The sequence below is a fragment of the Bradyrhizobium sp. LB8.2 genome, from assembly GCF_040548035.1.
Classification (GTDB): domain Bacteria; phylum Pseudomonadota; class Alphaproteobacteria; order Rhizobiales; family Xanthobacteraceae; genus Bradyrhizobium.
In genome coordinates, this window is sequence record NZ_JBEPQV010000029.1 from 1 (window position 1) to 16,702 (window position 16,702).

The following is a 16,702-nucleotide window of genomic DNA, read 5'->3' on the forward strand; positions in this document are numbered from 1 at the left end:
TTCGCCCATTGGGCGTCAGTCAAAACGAATCGGTCCATCCCAAGCTTGAATCACAACCAAGCCCCGATGAGAATCCTGAATCCCAACAGACCCTAATCCCAGTCCCCAGTTTCTGTTGCCCTCCCTATTCGGGAAAGGCATCGGACACTCTCGTCCAACTGATGTCACTCTTACACCACTAAAGCCGCAAGTTGTGTGTCCCGCCGGCCACAGCAGCCTGAAAATGGAGCACTTGTTGACCTGTTATTCCCGTCGGGGAACGGAAACGAAAAGGCCGGCGCGAAGGCCGGCCTTGGAGTTCTTGAATGATGTCAGTTGGATCAGTACTTCGCGAGGACCGGACCGCCCCAGCGATAGTTCAAGCGGACAAGCCCCATATCGACATCCTGGCTAATTCGGTCGCTTCCGAATGTTGCGCCCGCGGGCGTTGTGAAGCCGATCGTGCGATTGCCAAGGAAGATGTGGTCGTACTCAAAGCCCAGCGACCAGTTTGGTGCGAAGCCGAACTCCAAGCCGGCTCCAACCGTCCCACCCCAGCGAGTTTCACGCGCCGAAGCCAGCAACGTACCCGCGCCGGGCGTACCTGCGGCGGCATAGACGTCGTACTTATCACCGACCACGGCGCCGCCGCCCTTCACGTAGAGCAGCACGTTGTTCCAGGCGTAACCGACCTGACCGGTGATGAGCCCGAAAGAATCGATGCGAGAACGGTTGCGATCACCGGTCACCAAAGCGGTGCCCGGAAACAGTGTGCTCACGTTGTCGCCCCGGAAGTCGGCCCAGTTGCCCTGGCCTTCAAAGCCGAACACCCAACTGGCCGTCTGCCAGCGATAGCCGATCTGCCCGCCGACTGTGCCGCCTGTCGCATTGTGACAGCCTTCGCCGACCAATGTACCGGTCACCGGCGTAACGAAGTCCCAGCACTTGTGGCTTGACCCGCCGCCGCCGTTGATGCCGATGTAGAAGCCGCTCCAGTCATAGATGGTTGCAACCATCGGCGCCGGAGCCTTGGTGTAGGGACGCGCCGCCAGATCTGCCGCGCTTGCGGGAGCCGATACGCCCAACGCCACGGCACCGATTGCGCCAAACACAAGCTTATTCATTGCCAGTCTCCCCAGGTTCGTCGCTTCTTGTTGATCCGAAGCGGCTGATCAGGCGTGACGCCCATATGAACTAAGTCCGAGGCCACGGTAGCTCCATCGAACGGCAGAGTCCGTCGCCCGGATGCAACAATGGCAGGCGGTGAAAGCGCCAATAACTTGCTGAATGTTAAGTTGTTCTGCTCTTCGGACGGGAACCTACAAAGGTTCCATCCAACGCTTCTGCAGATAAAGCATCCGCGAGCGACCGAATGCCGGGTTTGCAGGAACAAATCTGGAACGAGATCCAAATAGATGCTATATTTGGGGATAACCGGAGGGATCATGGGCTGAGCGTCCCTTGCGAGCGTATAGGGTCCTCAGCAGGGTGGCAGAGGCCGCGGGCGCGGCCCCGCCTCGTGAAATTCAGTGGCATTCAAATTCAGTGGCATTCGGAGTGGAGAGCGGCGATGGCGGGAAGCGTCAACAAGGTTATTCTGGTTGGAAATCTCGGCAAGGATCCTGAAATCCGCCGCACCCAGGACGGGCGGCCGATCGCCAATCTGAGCGTCGCCACCTCGGAGACGTGGCGCGACAAGGCGACCGGCGAGCGCAAGGAAAAGACCGAGTGGCACCGCGTCGTGATCTTCAATGAAGGGCTCTGCAAGGTCGCCGAGCAGTATTTGAAGAAGGGCGCCAAGATTTACATCGAGGGTGCGCTCCAGACCCGCAAATGGACCGACCAGAGTGGCGTCGAGAAGTACTCGACCGAGGTCGTGCTTCAGGGCTTCAACTCGACGCTGACGATGCTGGACGGTCGCAGCGGCGGCGGCGGAGCCGGCAGCTTCGGCGACGAGCCGGGCGGCGATTTCGGCTCATCGGGTCCGGTCAGCAGCGCGCCGCGCCGCCCCGTTGCCGCCGGCGGCGGTGGCCGCAACAACGACATGGACGACGATATCCCGTTCTGAGCGATCCCGTTCCAAGAACGCGGCGTATCGCACGATGCCGACGCGCCGGCCGGATGGGGCGGCGCTTCTCGTGTCGTGTCAGCAAATCTCGCTAATCGGCAGGACGGGCTCGGGATTTCCGGGCCCGCTTCATGTTTGGGTTGAGCTCGGATTTGCGTCTCGGCAGGCGCGCTGACGGGCACGTTCGCCGCACGGTTTTCCAGGTGTTCCAGGTGTTCCAGGCGATTTCGCAAGGTCGATGTGGCGGCTGTCCGAGACATGGCTCGCAAGGGCTTAAGTTATTGGAAAAATAGGCGGAAAAAGCGCTTGCCCAAGCCTCGCAAGGGTGGTTATCCGAGCCTCGATGCGCTATATGATTCCCAGATAAAACCTCACCGGATTTCCCCTTGGCTGACGACGACGACAAGCCCGGCGACCAGCCGGCGCAACCCTCGGATATTCGCCCTGTCTCCATCTTCGAGGAGATGAAGAAGTCCTATCTCGATTACGCCATGAGCGTGATCGTGGCGCGGGCGCTGCCTGATGCCCGCGACGGCCTCAAGCCGGTGCATCGCCGCATCCTGTACTCGATGAACGAGCAGGGGCACACGCCCGACAAGAAGTACGTCAAGTCCGCCCGCGTGGTCGGCGACGTCATCGGTAAATATCATCCGCATGGCGACCAGTCGATCTACGACGCCATGGTCCGGATGGCGCAGAACTTCTCCATGCGCGTGCCGCTGATCGACGGCCAGGGCAATTTCGGCTCGGTCGACGGCGATCCCCCGGCTGCCTATCGTTACACGGAAGCCCGGTTGACGAAGGTGGCGCTGGCTCTGCTGGCCGACATCGACAAGGACACCGTCGACTTCCAGCCGAACTACGACAACAACGAGACCGAGCCGTCGGTCCTGCCGGCCAAGTTCCCGAACTTGCTCGTCAACGGCGCCGGCGGCATCGCGGTCGGCATGGCCACCAACATCCCGCCGCACAATCTCGGCGAGGTCATCGACGCCTGCGTCGCGTTGATCGACAACCCCGCGCTCACCATCGACGAGCTCATCAACATCGTGCCGGGGCCGGATTTTCCGACCGGCGGCGTCATCCTCGGACGGCAGGGCATCCGTGCCGCCTATCACCTCGGCCGCGGCTCGGTCATGATGCGCGGCAAGGTCGCGATCGAGACCATCCGCAAGGAGCGCGAGGCGATCATCATCACCGAGATTCCCTACCAGGTGAACAAGGCGACGATGGTCGAGCGCATCGCCGAGCTGGTGAAGGAAAAGAAGATCGAGGGCATCGGCGACCTGCGCGATGAATCGGATCGCGACGGCTACCGCGTCGTCATCGAATTGAAGCGCGATGCCGTGCCGGATGTGGTGCTGAATCAGCTGTACAGATTCACCCCGCTGCAGACGAGCTTCGGCGTCAACATGGTGGCGCTCGACAGCGGCCGTCCGCGGATCATGCATCTGAAGGACCTGCTGGCGATCTTCGTCGACTTCCGTGAGCGGGTCGTCACGCGGCGCACCAAGTTCCTGCTCGCCAAGGCGCGCGATCGCGCCCATATCCTGGTCGGTCTGGCGATCGCGGTCGCCAATATCGACGAAATGATCCGCGTCATCCGGACTTCGCCCGACCCGACCACCGCCCGCGACACCCTGATGTCGCGCGACTGGTCGGCCCGGGACGTCGAAGACATGCTGACGCTGATCGACGATCCGCGCCACCGCATCAGTGAGAACGGCACGATCCGGTTGTCGATGGAGCAGGCGAGGGCCATTCTCGACCTGCGCCTGCAGCGCCTCACCGCACTCGGCCGTGACGAAATCCGCGAGGAGCTCGATAAGCTCGCCGGTGAGATCGCCGACTATCTCGACATCCTGCGCTCGCGCGACCGCGTGCTGGGCATCATCAAGACCGAGCTCGCCGAAGTGAAGGCCGAGTTCGCCACCCCGCGCCGCACCGTCATCATCGAGCAGGAAGGCGAGGTCGAGGACGAGGACCTGATCCAGCGCGAGGACATGGTCGTCACCGTCTCCCACGCCGGCTACGTCAAGCGCGTGCCGCTGTCGGCCTATCGCGCGCAGCGCCGCGGCGGCAAGGGCCGCGCCGGCATGCAGACCCGCGACGAGGATTTCGTCAGCCGTCTGTTCGTGGCCTCCACGCACACGCCCATGCTGTTCTTCTCCTCGCGCGGCCAGGTCTACAAGATAAAGGTCTGGCGCCTGCCGATGGCCGCGCCGAATGCGCGCGGCAAGGCGCTGATCAACATCCTGCCGCTGGAGCAGGGCGAACGCATCACCACCATCATGCCGCTGCCGGAGGACGAGTCCACCTGGGGCAACCTCGACGTGATGTTCGCCACGACAGGCGGCAACGTCCGGCGCAACAAGCTGTCCGACTTCGTCGACGTCCGCCGCTCCGGCATCATCGCAATGAAGCTCGACGAAAATGAAGCTATCGTCGACGTGCAGATCTGCACCGAGCACGACGACGTGCTTTTGACCGGCGCCGGCGGCCAGTGCATCCGCTTCCCCGTCACTGACGTGCGCGTGTTCACCGGGCGTACCTCGATGGGCGTGCGCGGCATTGCGCTTGGCGAGGGCGACAAGGTGATCTCGCTGGCGATTCTGCGCCATGTCGAGACCTCATCGGACGAGCGCTCGGCGTACCTGAAGATGCGCCGTGCAGTCGTCGGCGAAGCCGCGACTGAGGAAGCAGCAGTGGATGCCGAGGCCGAGGAGACCTCGGGCAGCTACCAGCTCGCCCAGGAGCGCTATGTCGAGCTGTCGGCGGCCGAGCAGGTCGTGCTGACCGTCTCCGTTAATGGCTACGGCAAGCGGACCTCGTCCTACGAGTACCGCACCACGGGCCGCGGCGGCAAAGGCATCGTCGCCATGAGCGTCAACAACCGCAACGGCAACCTCGTGGCCTCCTTCCCGGTGGAAGAGGCTGACCAGATCATGCTGGTCACCGACAAGGGCCAGCTGATCCGCTGCCCGGTCGAAGGTATCCGCGTGGCCGGCCGCTCAACGCAGGGCGTGATCGTGTTCGACACCGCCGAGGACGAGCATGTCGTCTCGGTCGAGCACATTACGGAAGAGGCCGAGAGCGGGAATGGTGCAAACGGGGAGTGATGCGTAGCCCGAATCGAGCAGGAGGTCGGCGCGAAGCGCCGACCGATGGCGCAATCCGGGAATGCAAGTTGCCGAACGTTCGGAATCCCGGATTACACTTGCGCTCCATCGGGGCAACTAGATCGCGCTAAATCTCCAGCTCCGTCCCGAACTCCACCACCTGCTTGGTCGGCACGCCGAAGAATGCGGCCGAGCGTTCGGCGTTGCGCTGGAGGAAGGCAAACAGGGTTTCTCTCCAGACCCACATGCCCGGGACGTCCTCGCGCGGGATGATGGTCTCGCGCCCGACATAATAGGTGATGTCGGAGAGGTCGATGCCGGACAGCTTGCCGTGGCGGCAGGCGAGGGTCAGTCCTTCGTAGATCGTCGGGTTCTGCATGAAGCCGTAATGCAGGATGACGCGGGTGATGCCGGGGATGATCTCGATCACCTCGGTACGGTCCTCGTCAGTGATATGCGGAAGCTCCTCGATCAGCACGGTGACGAGGACGATACGCTCGTGCAGCACGTGGTTGTGCTTGACGAACTGGGTCAGCGCCAGCGGTACGCCGCGCGGCGCCGACGCCAGGAACACAGCCGTCCCGGGCAGTCGGGCGCTGCATTTGTTGACCGCCGTCTCGATCAGATCCTCCTCGGGCTGGCGCAGTTTTCCGCGCGCGGCCTCGACCAGCTTCACGCCGGCGCGCCACGTCAGCATCAGGAAGGCGACGAGGGCCGCGAGCAGCAGCGGAAACCAGCCGCCTTCGAACAGCTTGATTGAGTTGGCCGAGAAGAAGATCAGGTCGATCACGAAGAAGAAGCCGTTCACAGGCAGCACCAGCCACGGCGAATAGCCCCACTGGATCGCGACCAGGGCGGCGAGCAGCGTGGTGATCGCCATCAGGAGCGACACCGCGATGCCATAGGCGCCGGCGAGCCCCTCCGAGGTGCCGAAGCTCAGGACCGCGCCGAGCGTTGCGGCGGCGAGCAGCCAGTTCACCAGGGGCACGTAGATCTGGCCGATCGCGTCACTCGTGGTGTGGCGAATCTGCATGCGCGGAAGGAAGCCGAGCTGGATCGACTGCTGGGTCAGCGAGAACACGCCGGAGATGATCGCCTGCGAGGCGATCACCGTCGCAACCGCCGAGAACGCCACCAGCGGATAGTGCAGGGCGTCGGGGCAGAGCTGGAAGAACGGATTTTCGATCATCGTGGGGTCGGTGATCAAGAGCGCGGCCTGGCCGAAATAGTTCAGCACCAGCGCGGGCAGGCAGATCGCGAACCAGGCCAGCCGGATCGGCAGGCGGCCGAAATGCCCCATGTCGGCATACATGGCCTCGCCGCCGGTCACCGCGAGGAAGGCCGCGCCGAGGATCGCGAACGAGACATGGAAATCCTGGTGGATCAGGAATTCGAACGCATAGAGCGGGCTGAGCGCCGCCAGCACCGCCGGCGCCTTGACGATGCCGTGGATGCCGAGCGCGGCCAGCACGAAGAACCAGGCCAGCATCACCGGTCCGAAGATGCGGCCAATGAAGCCGGTGCCCTGCTTCTGCATTATGAACAGGCCAACCAGGATGACGATGGTGACGGGCACCACGACGGGCGCCAGCGAGGGGGCGTCGACCTTGAGGCCCTCGATGGCGCTGAGCACTGAGATCGCGGGCGTGATCGCGCCGTCGCCGTAGAGCAGCGCAGCGCCGACGAGGCCGACGACCAGCAGATGGGCGCGCCAGGTGCCGGGTTGGGCGTTGCGCGCGTGCAGCAGCGCCAGCAGCGCGACGATGCCGCCTTCGCCGCGGTTGTCGGCACGCAGGATCAGCAGCGCATATTTCAGCGAGATGATGAGCAGCAGCGCCCAGAGGATCAGCGAGGCAACGCCCAGAACAGCATCGTTGGTCACTGCGCCGCCGTGGGCGGCGGCCTTGGCGGCTTCCTTCAGGGCATAGAGGGGACTGGTGCCGATATCGCCATAGACCACCCCGAGGGCCCCCATGGTCATGGCGATCGGCACAGGGGCAGGATGATGGCCGGAGGCGACTGCGGGCGTACTGGACAAGGTCGACCCCCGATGGGATCGCGCCCGTCGGGCCATTCCGACGGGCGCGAGCATCAGCCAGTCTGCGACGGGACGTCGCAAATATCCATCTTCATTATCTTTGGGCTTTATATCATCTTTGGGCTTTATATCGGGGTTTGTGACGCGAAGCTGACAGACCCGACTACGGGGTACGGTCGGCGGTCACGAGGCGAGCCTCGCGGATGTTGGCTTTGGTACCGACCTGGCGGAGGCAGGAGGCCTCGAAATTCGGCCAGGCCTGCTGCGAGCAGTCCTTGCCGATGGCGCGGATATCGAGCCGGTCGCTCTTGGCGAGCGGCTGCGGCACGCTGGCCTCGACGGTCGGGGCGAAGCCGGGAAGGAGGGTGAGAGCGGCAGCGACACACGCAGAGATGGCGATCGCTGAAAGAGCCTTGATCATTGACAGTCCCCTGTGCTGTGGCCGCTACGCCCAGTGTGCGGCCCGTCATTTCGTTGGCTGGATTGGTAACCATGACCAAGTTTCCGGACGTCTTCGCGGCTGTGGGAAATGGTTTCGTTCGCGCGTCCTTTGGTTTCGTGGCCGCCCTCAGGACGAAACAAACCGGCCATCGTCGACATGGCCGGAGGGACATTTTGCGGAAAATGGGCAGGAAATGGCCAGGGAACCCGCCCGGCTTGCCGGCCAGGGCCGGGCGCGGTAGGACGTGACCATGCCGCGCATTGCCTACTACCCAGGTTCCTTCGACCCCATCACCAACGGCCATCTGGACGTGGTCCGGCACAGCGTGTCGCTGTGCGACAGGCTCGTTGTCGCAATCGGGGTGCATCCCGGCAAGAAGCCGCTGTTCTCGACCGAGGAGCGGCTCAAGATGCTCCATGACGTCTGCGGGCCGGTGGCGGCCCAGGCCGGCTGCGTGCTCGAGGCTGTGACGTTTGACGATCTGTCGGTGGTCTCGGCGCGCAAGCACGGTGCGACCATCATGATTCGGGGCCTGCGCGACGGCACCGACCTCGACTACGAGATGCAGCTCGCCGGCATGAACGGGGCCATGGCGCCCGAGGTGCATACGGTCTTCCTGCCGGCCTCTCCGATGGTCCGCCCGATCACCGCCACTTTGGTGCGCCAGATCGCCGCCATGGGTGGGGACGTCTCGGCCTTCGTCCCGCCGCTGGTTGCAGCACAGCTCAAGGCAAAATTCGCCTGATAACGGCGCGTTCCTCTCTCATCTCTGATCCGGAGTTATCATGATCCGAATTCTCGCTGTTCTTGCCGCGGTTCTGTTCGCGGTGCCGGCCTTCGCGCAAGCCTTGCCGGCGGGCCTCGACAAGGCCAACGCCATCGTCATCGACACCACCAAGGGCCGCATCGTCATCAAGCTGCGGACGGATCTGGCGCCCCAGCACGCCGAGCGCATCAAGCAGCTCGCGCGCGAGGGCTATTACAACAACGTGCCGTTCCACCGCGTCATGGACGGCTTCATGGCGCAGACCGGCGACGGCGAGAAATTCAACGGCACCGGCGGCTCGAAATATCCGAATCTGAAACAGGAATTCTCCAAGGTGCATTTTGCCCGCGGCATCGTCGGGATGGCGCGGCGCGGCGACAGCGTCGACACTGCCAACTCGCAATTCTTCATCATGTTCGCGGACGGCGGCAGCCTCGACAACCAGTACACCGTGATCGGCGAGGTCGTGCAGGGCATGGACGTCGTCGACAAGCTGAAGAAGGCGCCTCCCGGATCAAGCGGCGGCACCGTCACCGACCCCGACAAGATGGTGAAGGTGCAGGTCGCTTCCGACATCAAGTAGGAGAGACGATGGCGCGCTGCGCTGGCAAGCTCCTGCTGGTTGCCGCGGTGCTGCTGCTCGGCGTCTCCGGAGCGGCCGCCGGGGACGCCGAGGTCAACACCATCCAGGACATCTTCCGGCATCTGCGCACCTGCTGGAAGCCGCCGCCTGTCGCCAAGGCCCGTCCCATCGACATCACCGTCGTCGTGAGTTTTAACCGGGCTGGAAACATTCTGGGCCATCCGAGGATTACCTATGAATCCGCGGAGGCCTCCGACGATGACCGGCTGCAATACCGGGTCGCGGTGATGGAGGCATTGCAACGCTGCACGCCGATGCCATTTACCGATGCGATGGCCGGCGCCGCTGCGGGGCGTCCATTCGCGATCCAGTTTCGCAACCGGAAGACTTCACCCCCAACCCAAGAGAGACGAGCATGAGTGCGACCGAAAACACCCTGATCCTCGAGACCACCCAGGGCCCCGTCACCATCGAGATGCGGCCTGACCTCGCGCCCGGCCACGTCGCGCGCATCAAGGAGCTCGTGCGCGAAGGCTTCTACGACGGCATCGTGTTCCATCGCGTGATCGACGGCTTCATGGCGCAGACCGGCTGCCCGCAGGGCACCGGCACCGGCGGCTCCGGCCAGAAGCTGAAGGCCGAGTTCAGCAAGGAGCCGCATGTGCGCGGCGTCACCTCGATGGCCCGTGCAGCGAGCCCCGACTCCGGCGACAGCCAGTTCTTCATCGTGTTCGACGACGCCCGCTTCCTCGACAACCAGTACACGGTGTGGGGCAAGGTCACCGAGGGCATGGATAACGTCGACAAGATCAAGCGCGGCGAGCCCGTGCAGAACCCCGACAAGATCGTCAAGGCGCGGATGGCCGCTGACGCGGCGTAGGCGTTTCCCTCATGGTGAGGAGGCGCGTAGCGCCGTCTCGAACCATGAAGGCCAAGCTGCAGCAGCGGGGCCTTCATCCTTCGAGACGCGCGTTCCGCGCTCCTCAGGATGAGGAGTGACTATGTGGCGCTGAACCCGACATGCGGACCGATCTCTTCGATTTCGACCTGCCCGCCGAGCGCATCGCATTGCGCCCGGCGAGCCCGCGCGACTCCGCGAAGATGCTGGTTGTCGATCACGGCACGCTGCGCGACCGTGTCATCGCCGACCTGCCGCAATGGCTGAAGCCGGGCGACCAGCTGGTCGTCAACGACACCAAGGTGATCGCGGCGCAATTGAAGGGCCGCCGCATCGGCCGCGAGACCGAGCCGAAGATCGAGGCGACGCTGATCAAGCGCGTCGACGGTTCGCGCTGGCAGGCACTGGTGAAGCCCGCCAAGAAACTCACCCCCGGCGACCGCATTCGCTTCGGCAATGAGGGCAAGGTCTGCCTGCTCGGCCATCTCGACGCCGAGGTCGAGGCCAAGGGCAGCGAAGGCGAGGTGACGCTGTCATTCTCGTTCCACGGCCCGATACTGGATCAAGCCATCGCCGATCTCGGCAGCCCGCCGCTGCCGCCCTACATCGCCTCCAAACGCACGCCGGATGATCAGGACCTCGCCGACTACCAGACCATGTTCGCGGCGAATGAAGGCGCCGTTGCCGCGCCGACAGCAGGCCTGCATTTCACGCCGGCGCTGGAGCAGGCGCTGCACGCGCGCGGCGTCGGCATCAACCGCGTCACGCTGCATGTCGGAGCAGGGACGTTCCTGCCGGTGAAGGTGGACGACACCGAAGGCCACAAGATGCATGCCGAGTGGGGCACGATCTCGGCCGAGACGGCGGGAAATCTCAACACCGCGCAGAGCAATGGTGGCCGTATCATCGCGGTCGGCACCACGTCATTGCGGCTGCTCGAAAGCGCAGCCAGCGCGGATGGCGCCATTCAGCCGTTCGCCGCCGAGACGTCGATCTTCATCACCCCCGGCTATCGCTTCCGCGCCGTCGATATCATGCTGACCAATTTCCATCTGCCGAAGTCGACGCTGTTCATGCTGGTGTCGGCATTTTCGGGGCTTGAGGCGATGCAGCAGGCCTATGCGCATGCGATCGCGAATGGCTACCGGTTCTATTCGTATGGGGATGCGTGTTTGTTGTTTCGGGCAGAGCCGTAAGGTGGGCAAAGGCGCGTAGCGCCGTGCCCACCCGACGTACCCGTTACGCCATCACCCGCTGCGGCAACAGCTCCGCGATCTGCACCGCGTTCAACGCGGCGCCCTTGAGCAGCTGATCCGCCGCCACGAACATCGAGATCGAATGCCCAGAGGGGTCGCTGAGATCCTTGCGGATCCGGCCGACCAGGACGTCGTCCTGGCCCGAGGCGTCGATCGGCATCGGGAAGTAGTTCTTCACGCGGTCGTCGACCAGCTTCACGCCGGGCGCTTGCGCCATGATGGCGCGGACCTGGTCTTCGCTGATCGGCTTCTCGCATTCGAAGGTGATGGCCTCGCAATGAGCCCGCAGGACCGGCACGCGCACGCAGGTGATGCCGATCGCGATCTTGTCGTCCTCGAAGATCTTGCGGGTTTCCTTGATGACCTTGGTCTCTTCGTCGTTGTAGCCGGTGTCAGGATCGATCGCCGTGTTGTGGTTGAAGAGGTTGAAGGCGTAGGGATGCGGCATCACCTTGGGCGTGTAGGCCTGCCCGTTGAGATTGGCGCGGGTGGATACGACGAGCTCCTCCATCGCGGCGGCACCGGCGCCGCTTGCGGCCTGGTAGGTCGAGATGATCACGCGCTTGATGCGGTTGCTCTGGTGGATCGGCCACAGCGGCACCAGCGCGGTGATTGCGGCACAGTTCGGGTTGGCGATGATGCCCTTGTGGTCGCGGATGCGGTTGCCGTTGACCTCCGGAATCACCAGCGGCACGTTCGGGTCCATGCGGAAGGCGGAGGAGTTGTCGACCACGACGGCGCCTGCCTTGACAGCGGTGGGAGCGAACTTCTTCGAGATGCTGCCGCCGGCGGAAAACAGCGCGATGTCGACGCCTTCGAAGGCGCGCTCGGTCAGCTCCTCGATGAGGATTTTTTGCCCGCGGAACGACACCGTCTTGCCGGCCGAGCGGGCGCTTGCCAACGCCTTGAGCTTGCCGACGCGAAAGCCGCGCTTGTCCATGGTGGCGATGAATTCGGCGCCCACCGCACCGGTGACGCCGACAATCGCGACGACGGGATCGTTACTCACTTTGTCCTCCATTGAATTGAGAATTTAGACAACAAAAAAGCCCCGGACCAACGAGGGCGGGGCTTCGGTAGAGTGGATTGCGTTCTAGTCGACGACTACACGCGCACGCCTCCCCGGGCCCCGAAGGCCGTGGTGGTTTTAGTCGTGCGTTTGGTGGTCGTGAACATGGCGGCGACTTATGGGGGAGAGTCTTGCGGTCGTCAATGGTTTTTCGGCGGGATTGGGGCCGCCGCTATCTGGTTCGGGCGCCCGGCGGTTCGAGGATGACCTCCTTGAGGTTGTCGCCACTGATAACGACGATCGCAAAATTCAGCCGGCCGCCTTCGCGCACCAGCCCGCCGCTGATCGCCTTGCCGGAGGCCGCACGTTCGGCGACGTGCACGGCATCCGCAAGGCGGTGCTTGATGGCACCGAGCGCCGCGAGGTTGCTGCGGTCGTCGAGATCGAGCTCGGCGAGGGGGAGGGCAGCTTCGCCGCCGACGAGTTCGCCGGTCGCGGCATTGATGGTGTGGCGCCAGATCCGGTCGTTGTGCAGGGTCTTCACCCGGTAGACCGGCACGCCGGAGGCTCCGTCGAAACTCACATCCGCCGTGGTGGCACCGGCGTGGCGGGATTCCGCAATCGCCATGGCCTGGCTGATCGAGATTGACGAGCTGCGGAAGCGCTCGATCTCGCGGCTGACCGCTTGGCGATCGGCCTCGGCGTCACCATCTGTCTCGCCGTGAAGCGCGGTCGGCGTGCCCGTGCTCACGATCGCCCGCGCCGGCGCTGCAAGGAGGAGTGCGGACAGGGCGATCGCAAGCAATCCCGAGGTCCATGGTTTGGCTGTCGTCATGCTCGAAACCCTCGGCCAGCGAGTCTGCCGGATGATCGTAAAGAATTTGCGGCCGACCTTGGGCATCGGTCGGCCGCTGAGCGTCGTGACGGGCTGTACCCGCCGCGGCGATCGAAGCGGTGCGGATCTCTTTGGGGCTGGTGAAAAAGCGATCCGCATCGCCCTATAATTAAACCATACCGTATCGTTTTGTTTTGGTCAACGACGCGGGCGCGGGTCCACTCGGAAAAGATCGCAACCTCACGGAATTGTCAGCGGGACGGACGCCGCCGCTGCGTGCTCTTGGCAGCGCTCTGGACGCGGTCCGCCGGTCCGAGCGCACCGGCCAAAAACAGCTTGATCGCAGCGCGCATTCGTTTTTCCGCGACCTTCATCTCCGGCGGCGTTCCAAACGTCGCCAGGCGATGATTGTGACCGACCACGACGTCGAGGAACACCTCGGCCGCGATGGTGGTGTCGTCGACGTCGAGCGCACTTTGCGCCATCAGATGGTCGAAGAAGCGCGCCGTGGTGGCGACGGCCTTGAGCCAGCCTTCCTCTTTGCCGAGCTTGGCGACATCGGGAAAGTTGATGGCCTGTGACGTCATCATGCGGCTGAAGGCGACGGCGTCGGGACCGCAGGTGAATGTCAGCATCTCGCGCCCGATCGCGACCAGCCGCTGCTCGACCGAAATGTCCGAGGCGCTGCTGATCTGCGTCTCGGCGGCTGCCGACAGCGGCGCAAGCCAGCGCGCGATTTCGCGCCTCAGCACGGCCGCGAACAGGCCGCGCTTGTCGCCGTAACGGGAATAAACCGTGGGTTTGCTGACGCGTGCTGCTTCCGCGACCGCATCGAGCGAGGTCGCGTCAAAGCCGCGATCCAGGAACAGGCGGGTGGCGACCTCGATCAGCCGTTGATCCCGCTCGATCGCTGCACTTTTGGTCGGCCGGCCGCCACGCGATTTCGGCACCTCGCGCCGGGGCGCTGCCGGTCTTGTCTTGGTCGCAGTCAATCCCATGCCCGATGATTCCTGCGCGTTCCTGACATCGATCATTGCTCTATAACGCGCAGCAGCCGGGGCGTCATCGCCAATCTGGCCGAATTGGTCGTATCGTCAACGGTCTCGGTACGACCTCGTTCCTCCGTGAGGGCCTCACGGAAGCGTCGAAGTCCAGGCCTGGCCAGCCGCCGCCTTCTCATATCCGTACTGATACAGCGCCCGCATATAGGCGGTGTCGAACCCTTCCGAGACCGGCGCGGGATAGTCGCGCGCGATGTAGGAGAGATGGAAACCCAGGCGGTTGCGCTTGGCGAAATCATAGGTCGAGAAGATGATCGAACGGGTCTGGGACTGGGTGATCGACGACAGGCTGCGTGAGGCGACGTCGATGGTGCTGTTGGAGACGAGCTCGAAGTTGCGTTCGATCTTCTTGTTGACGAGGATGTAGATGTCTAATTTCGCAGTGCCGGGCAGGCGACTGCCCTGGAAAAGCAGGGCTTCCGGCAGCGTCAGCACCGGGGCCGTCACGCCGCCGTCGACATGCATCTCCTGAAACCGGCGGCCCTGGCCTTCGGCGTCGATCATGATCGGCGGAAACACCAGGGGGATGCTGGCGGAGGCCGCCATCACGTCGCGAAACAGCTTTAGCGCGTCGGGCGTGCCGACTGCGGCGATCTTGCCCATGTCCCAGATGGCGGTGCGCTGGGTGTCGAGATCGGTCGTCACGATCAGCAGCCTGCGGCCCTTGGCGTTTTCGCGTGCGACCTGCGCCATGATCTCCGGCCCGACATAGCGTGCGACGAGCTCGCGCAGCCGCGTGTTGCCGAACAGGCCGGATCCGAACAGCACGCGCATGATGCTGGGATCGCTCAACAGGCTCTCCGCGATACCGCTGGTGTAGACCTCCTTGAGCGTGTCGTCATATTGCGGGCCGAGATACGCAAAGGGCGCAATCAGGCCGCCGGTGCTCACACCCGAGACGACCGAGAAGGCGGGACGGGTTCTGGCCGCAGTCCAGCCGTTGAGCACGCCGACGCCGTAGGCGCCATCGGCGCCGCCGCCAGACAGAGCCAGGTAGGACTTCGTCGCGGTGCCGGTGTCCTTCTCGAAGCTGAATTTCGTGATGGGTTCGTCGGCGTAGCGCCGGAGGCCGTCGATATCGAGCACCCGCGAGGTGCTGGCTTCAGCGGCGGTATAGGGCGTGCGGGGCAGGGAGGTGCAGGCGCCGAGCGCCAGGCTGCACGTCAGGACCAGGAATCCGATCAGGCGGGCGCCTGTCTGCCTCGTCCAGCCAAGCGAGGGGCCGGACATCTCAGTCGAACTTGAAGGGAAGGGCATTGTCGGTGGCTGGCGATCACGCATCTACCGCCGCCGGCAACATCGCCGCGGCAGCTCGTCCAACCCCAGATAAAACTACACTGTATCGTTTTGTTTAACAAGGGATGCGGGTGCAAATATCCGTGTCCCAAATATCCGTGCCCGGCGTGTCCCAGTCTGATGCACAAGCCGGCGCAAGCAACGCCCGAGCGGGTTGATCGGCCTGCTCCGACACGCAATAAGCACCCTCATGAATCGTCCTGACACCGGTCTGCCCAATCATTTCGAACTGCTCGCCACCGATGGCGCCGCGCGCACCGGCCGCCTGACCACGCCGCACGGTGTGGTGCGCACGCCCGCCTTCATGCCGGTCGGGACCGCCGGCGCGATGAAGGGCATGCACTGGCGCGAGGTGCGTGAGGCCGGTGCCGACATCGTGCTCGGCAACACCTATCATCTGATGCTGCGTCCCGGCGCGGAGCGGATCGCGGCGCTGGGCGGCTTGCAGACATTCACCGGCTGGAACGGCCCGATGCTGACGGATTCCGGCGGCTTCCAGGTGATGTCGCTGGCGGATTTGCGCAAGGTCAGCGAGCACGCCGTCACATTCCGTTCGCATATCGATGGCGCCAAGGTCGAGTTGTCGCCGGAGCGCTCGATCGAGGTGCAGCGTTTGCTCGGCTCCGACATCGCCATGCAGATGGATGAATGCGTGCGGCTGCCCGCCGAGCGCGCCGACATCGACCGCGCGATGCAATTGTCGCTGCGCTGGGCCGAGCGGAGCAAGCGCGCCTTCGAGAGCGCGCCCGAGGGCTGCATGCTGTTCGGCATCGTGCAGGGCGGCGACATACCGCAGCTTCGCCATGCCAGTGCGCAGGGCCTCATCGAGATCGGTTTCCACGGCTATGCGATCGGCGGCCTCGCCGTCGGCGAGCCGCAGGCCGTGATGCTGGCGATGATCGACGAGACCGCGCCGCTGCTGCCGAGGGAGCGGCCGCGCTATCTGATGGGCGTCGGTACGCCGGACGACATGCTCCAGGCGGTCAAGCGCGGTATCGACATGTTCGATTGCGTCATGCCGACGCGCAATGGCCGGCATGGCGTTGCGTTCACACGCTTCGGCCAGGTGAATTTGCGCAACGCCCGCCATGCCGACGATCCGCGTCCGCTCGACGAAGAGAGCTCGTGGCCGTCGGCGCGCACCTACGCGCGCGCCTATTTGCACCACCTCGTCAAGTCGGGCGAGACGCTGGGTGCGATGCTGCTGTCCGAGATCAATGTCGCTTATTACCAGTTCCTGATGCAGGGCATCAGGGACGCGGTCGCACGGGGAACGTTCGAGGAATTCTATCAGCGTACGCGCGAGGACTGGGCGAGGGGCGACATCGCCCCGCGCTAGCTCGACTGCACAG

16 protein-coding genes are annotated in these 16,702 nt (G+C 64.1%); 9 read left to right on the forward strand and 7 right to left on the reverse strand.

The genetic code is table 11. The annotated features are described in order from the left end of the window. Positions 1 to 320 precede the first annotated feature (320 nt). Positions 321 to 1,103 (reverse strand): outer membrane protein, encoded by a 783-nt coding sequence (locus tag ABIB06_RS28680; protein WP_247446636.1) that lies wholly within the window; start codon positions 1,101 to 1,103, stop codon positions 321 to 323. Positions 1,104 to 1,549: 446 nt separating this feature from the next. On the opposite strand from ABIB06_RS28680, the gene ABIB06_RS28685 reads away from it, so the two are divergent. Further along, positions 1,550 to 2,047: a single-stranded DNA-binding protein gene (locus ABIB06_RS28685; protein ID WP_354070314.1), complete on the forward strand. Its 498-nt coding sequence runs from the start codon at positions 1,550 to 1,552 to the stop codon at positions 2,045 to 2,047. Positions 2,048 to 2,433: 386 nt separating this feature from the next. Next, positions 2,434 to 5,166, forward strand: a complete 2,733-nt coding sequence (gyrA, locus tag ABIB06_RS28690; RefSeq protein WP_354047893.1) for a DNA gyrase subunit A — start codon at positions 2,434 to 2,436, stop codon at positions 5,164 to 5,166. A 127-nt stretch (positions 5,167 to 5,293) separates the two neighbouring features. Here gyrA and ABIB06_RS28695 read toward each other — a convergent pair whose 3' ends face one another. Beyond that, positions 5,294 to 7,147 carry a potassium transporter Kup gene (locus ABIB06_RS28695; protein ID WP_354048043.1) on the reverse strand — a complete coding sequence of 618 codons (1,854 nt, stop codon included), beginning with the start codon at positions 7,145 to 7,147 and terminating at the stop codon, positions 5,294 to 5,296. A 220-nt stretch (positions 7,148 to 7,367) separates the two neighbouring features. Further along, positions 7,368 to 7,625 carry a hypothetical protein gene (locus ABIB06_RS28700; protein WP_247343440.1) on the reverse strand — a complete coding sequence of 86 codons (258 nt, stop codon included), beginning with the start codon at positions 7,623 to 7,625 and terminating at the stop codon, positions 7,368 to 7,370. Between the two features lie 271 nt (positions 7,626 to 7,896). Here ABIB06_RS28700 and coaD point away from each other — a divergent pair, with 271 nt between their 5' ends. The 5 genes from coaD (at position 7,897) to queA (ending at position 11,089) form a co-directional block, all read left to right on the forward strand. Then, a complete protein-coding gene (gene coaD / locus ABIB06_RS28705) occupies positions 7,897 to 8,391 on the forward strand; it encodes a pantetheine-phosphate adenylyltransferase (protein WP_354047891.1) in 495 nt (164 codons plus the stop codon). Between the two features lie 40 nt (positions 8,392 to 8,431). Then, on the forward strand, positions 8,432 to 8,995 hold the full coding sequence (locus ABIB06_RS28710) for a peptidylprolyl isomerase (protein WP_279663703.1): 564 nt from the start codon (positions 8,432 to 8,434) through the stop codon (positions 8,993 to 8,995). A gap of 8 nt (positions 8,996 to 9,003) precedes the next feature. Then, positions 9,004 to 9,414 carry a UCP034077 family protein gene (locus ABIB06_RS28715; protein WP_354047889.1) on the forward strand — a complete coding sequence of 137 codons (411 nt, stop codon included), beginning with the start codon at positions 9,004 to 9,006 and terminating at the stop codon, positions 9,412 to 9,414. After that, a complete protein-coding gene (locus ABIB06_RS28720) occupies positions 9,411 to 9,875 on the forward strand; it encodes a peptidylprolyl isomerase (protein ID WP_354047887.1) in 465 nt (154 codons plus the stop codon). Before ABIB06_RS28715 ends, ABIB06_RS28720 begins: the two co-directional genes overlap by 4 nt. A 140-nt stretch (positions 9,876 to 10,015) precedes the next feature. Further along, positions 10,016 to 11,089, forward strand: coding sequence for a tRNA preQ1(34) S-adenosylmethionine ribosyltransferase-isomerase QueA (gene queA, locus ABIB06_RS28725; RefSeq protein WP_354047885.1), 1,074 nt, complete (start codon positions 10,016 to 10,018; stop codon positions 11,087 to 11,089). A 43-nt stretch (positions 11,090 to 11,132) separates the two neighbouring features. Here the strand turns inward: queA and ABIB06_RS28730 are convergent, their stop codons facing one another. After that, on the reverse strand, positions 11,133 to 12,170 hold the full coding sequence (locus tag ABIB06_RS28730) for an aspartate-semialdehyde dehydrogenase (protein WP_354047883.1): 1,038 nt from the start codon (positions 12,168 to 12,170) through the stop codon (positions 11,133 to 11,135). Between the two features lie 220 nt (positions 12,171 to 12,390). Then, positions 12,391 to 12,993, reverse strand: coding sequence for a PepSY domain-containing protein (locus ABIB06_RS28735; RefSeq protein ID WP_354047881.1), 603 nt, complete (start codon positions 12,991 to 12,993; stop codon positions 12,391 to 12,393). Between ABIB06_RS28735 and ABIB06_RS28740 the strand changes: the two genes are divergently transcribed. Then, a complete protein-coding gene (locus tag ABIB06_RS28740; RefSeq protein WP_247446644.1) occupies positions 12,992 to 13,162 on the forward strand; it encodes a hypothetical protein in 171 nt (56 codons plus the stop codon). The genes ABIB06_RS28735 and ABIB06_RS28740 overlap by 2 nt on opposite strands. 82 nt (positions 13,163 to 13,244) lie before the next feature. On the opposite strand, the gene ABIB06_RS28745 is transcribed toward ABIB06_RS28740, so the two are convergent. Both ABIB06_RS28745 and ABIB06_RS28750 read right to left on the reverse strand, forming a co-directional pair. Then, positions 13,245 to 13,991 carry a TetR/AcrR family transcriptional regulator gene (locus tag ABIB06_RS28745; RefSeq protein WP_354047879.1) on the reverse strand — a complete coding sequence of 249 codons (747 nt, stop codon included), beginning with the start codon at positions 13,989 to 13,991 and terminating at the stop codon, positions 13,245 to 13,247. Between the two features lie 135 nt (positions 13,992 to 14,126). Then, positions 14,127 to 15,284, reverse strand: a complete 1,158-nt coding sequence (locus ABIB06_RS28750; RefSeq protein ID WP_354047877.1) for a patatin-like phospholipase family protein — start codon at positions 15,282 to 15,284, stop codon at positions 14,127 to 14,129. A gap of 256 nt (positions 15,285 to 15,540) precedes the next feature. Here ABIB06_RS28750 and tgt point away from each other — a divergent pair, with 256 nt between their 5' ends. Beyond that, positions 15,541 to 16,689, forward strand: coding sequence for a tRNA guanosine(34) transglycosylase Tgt (gene tgt, locus ABIB06_RS28755; RefSeq protein ID WP_354047875.1), 1,149 nt, complete (start codon positions 15,541 to 15,543; stop codon positions 16,687 to 16,689). Positions 16,690 to 16,702: the final 13 nt, after the last annotated feature.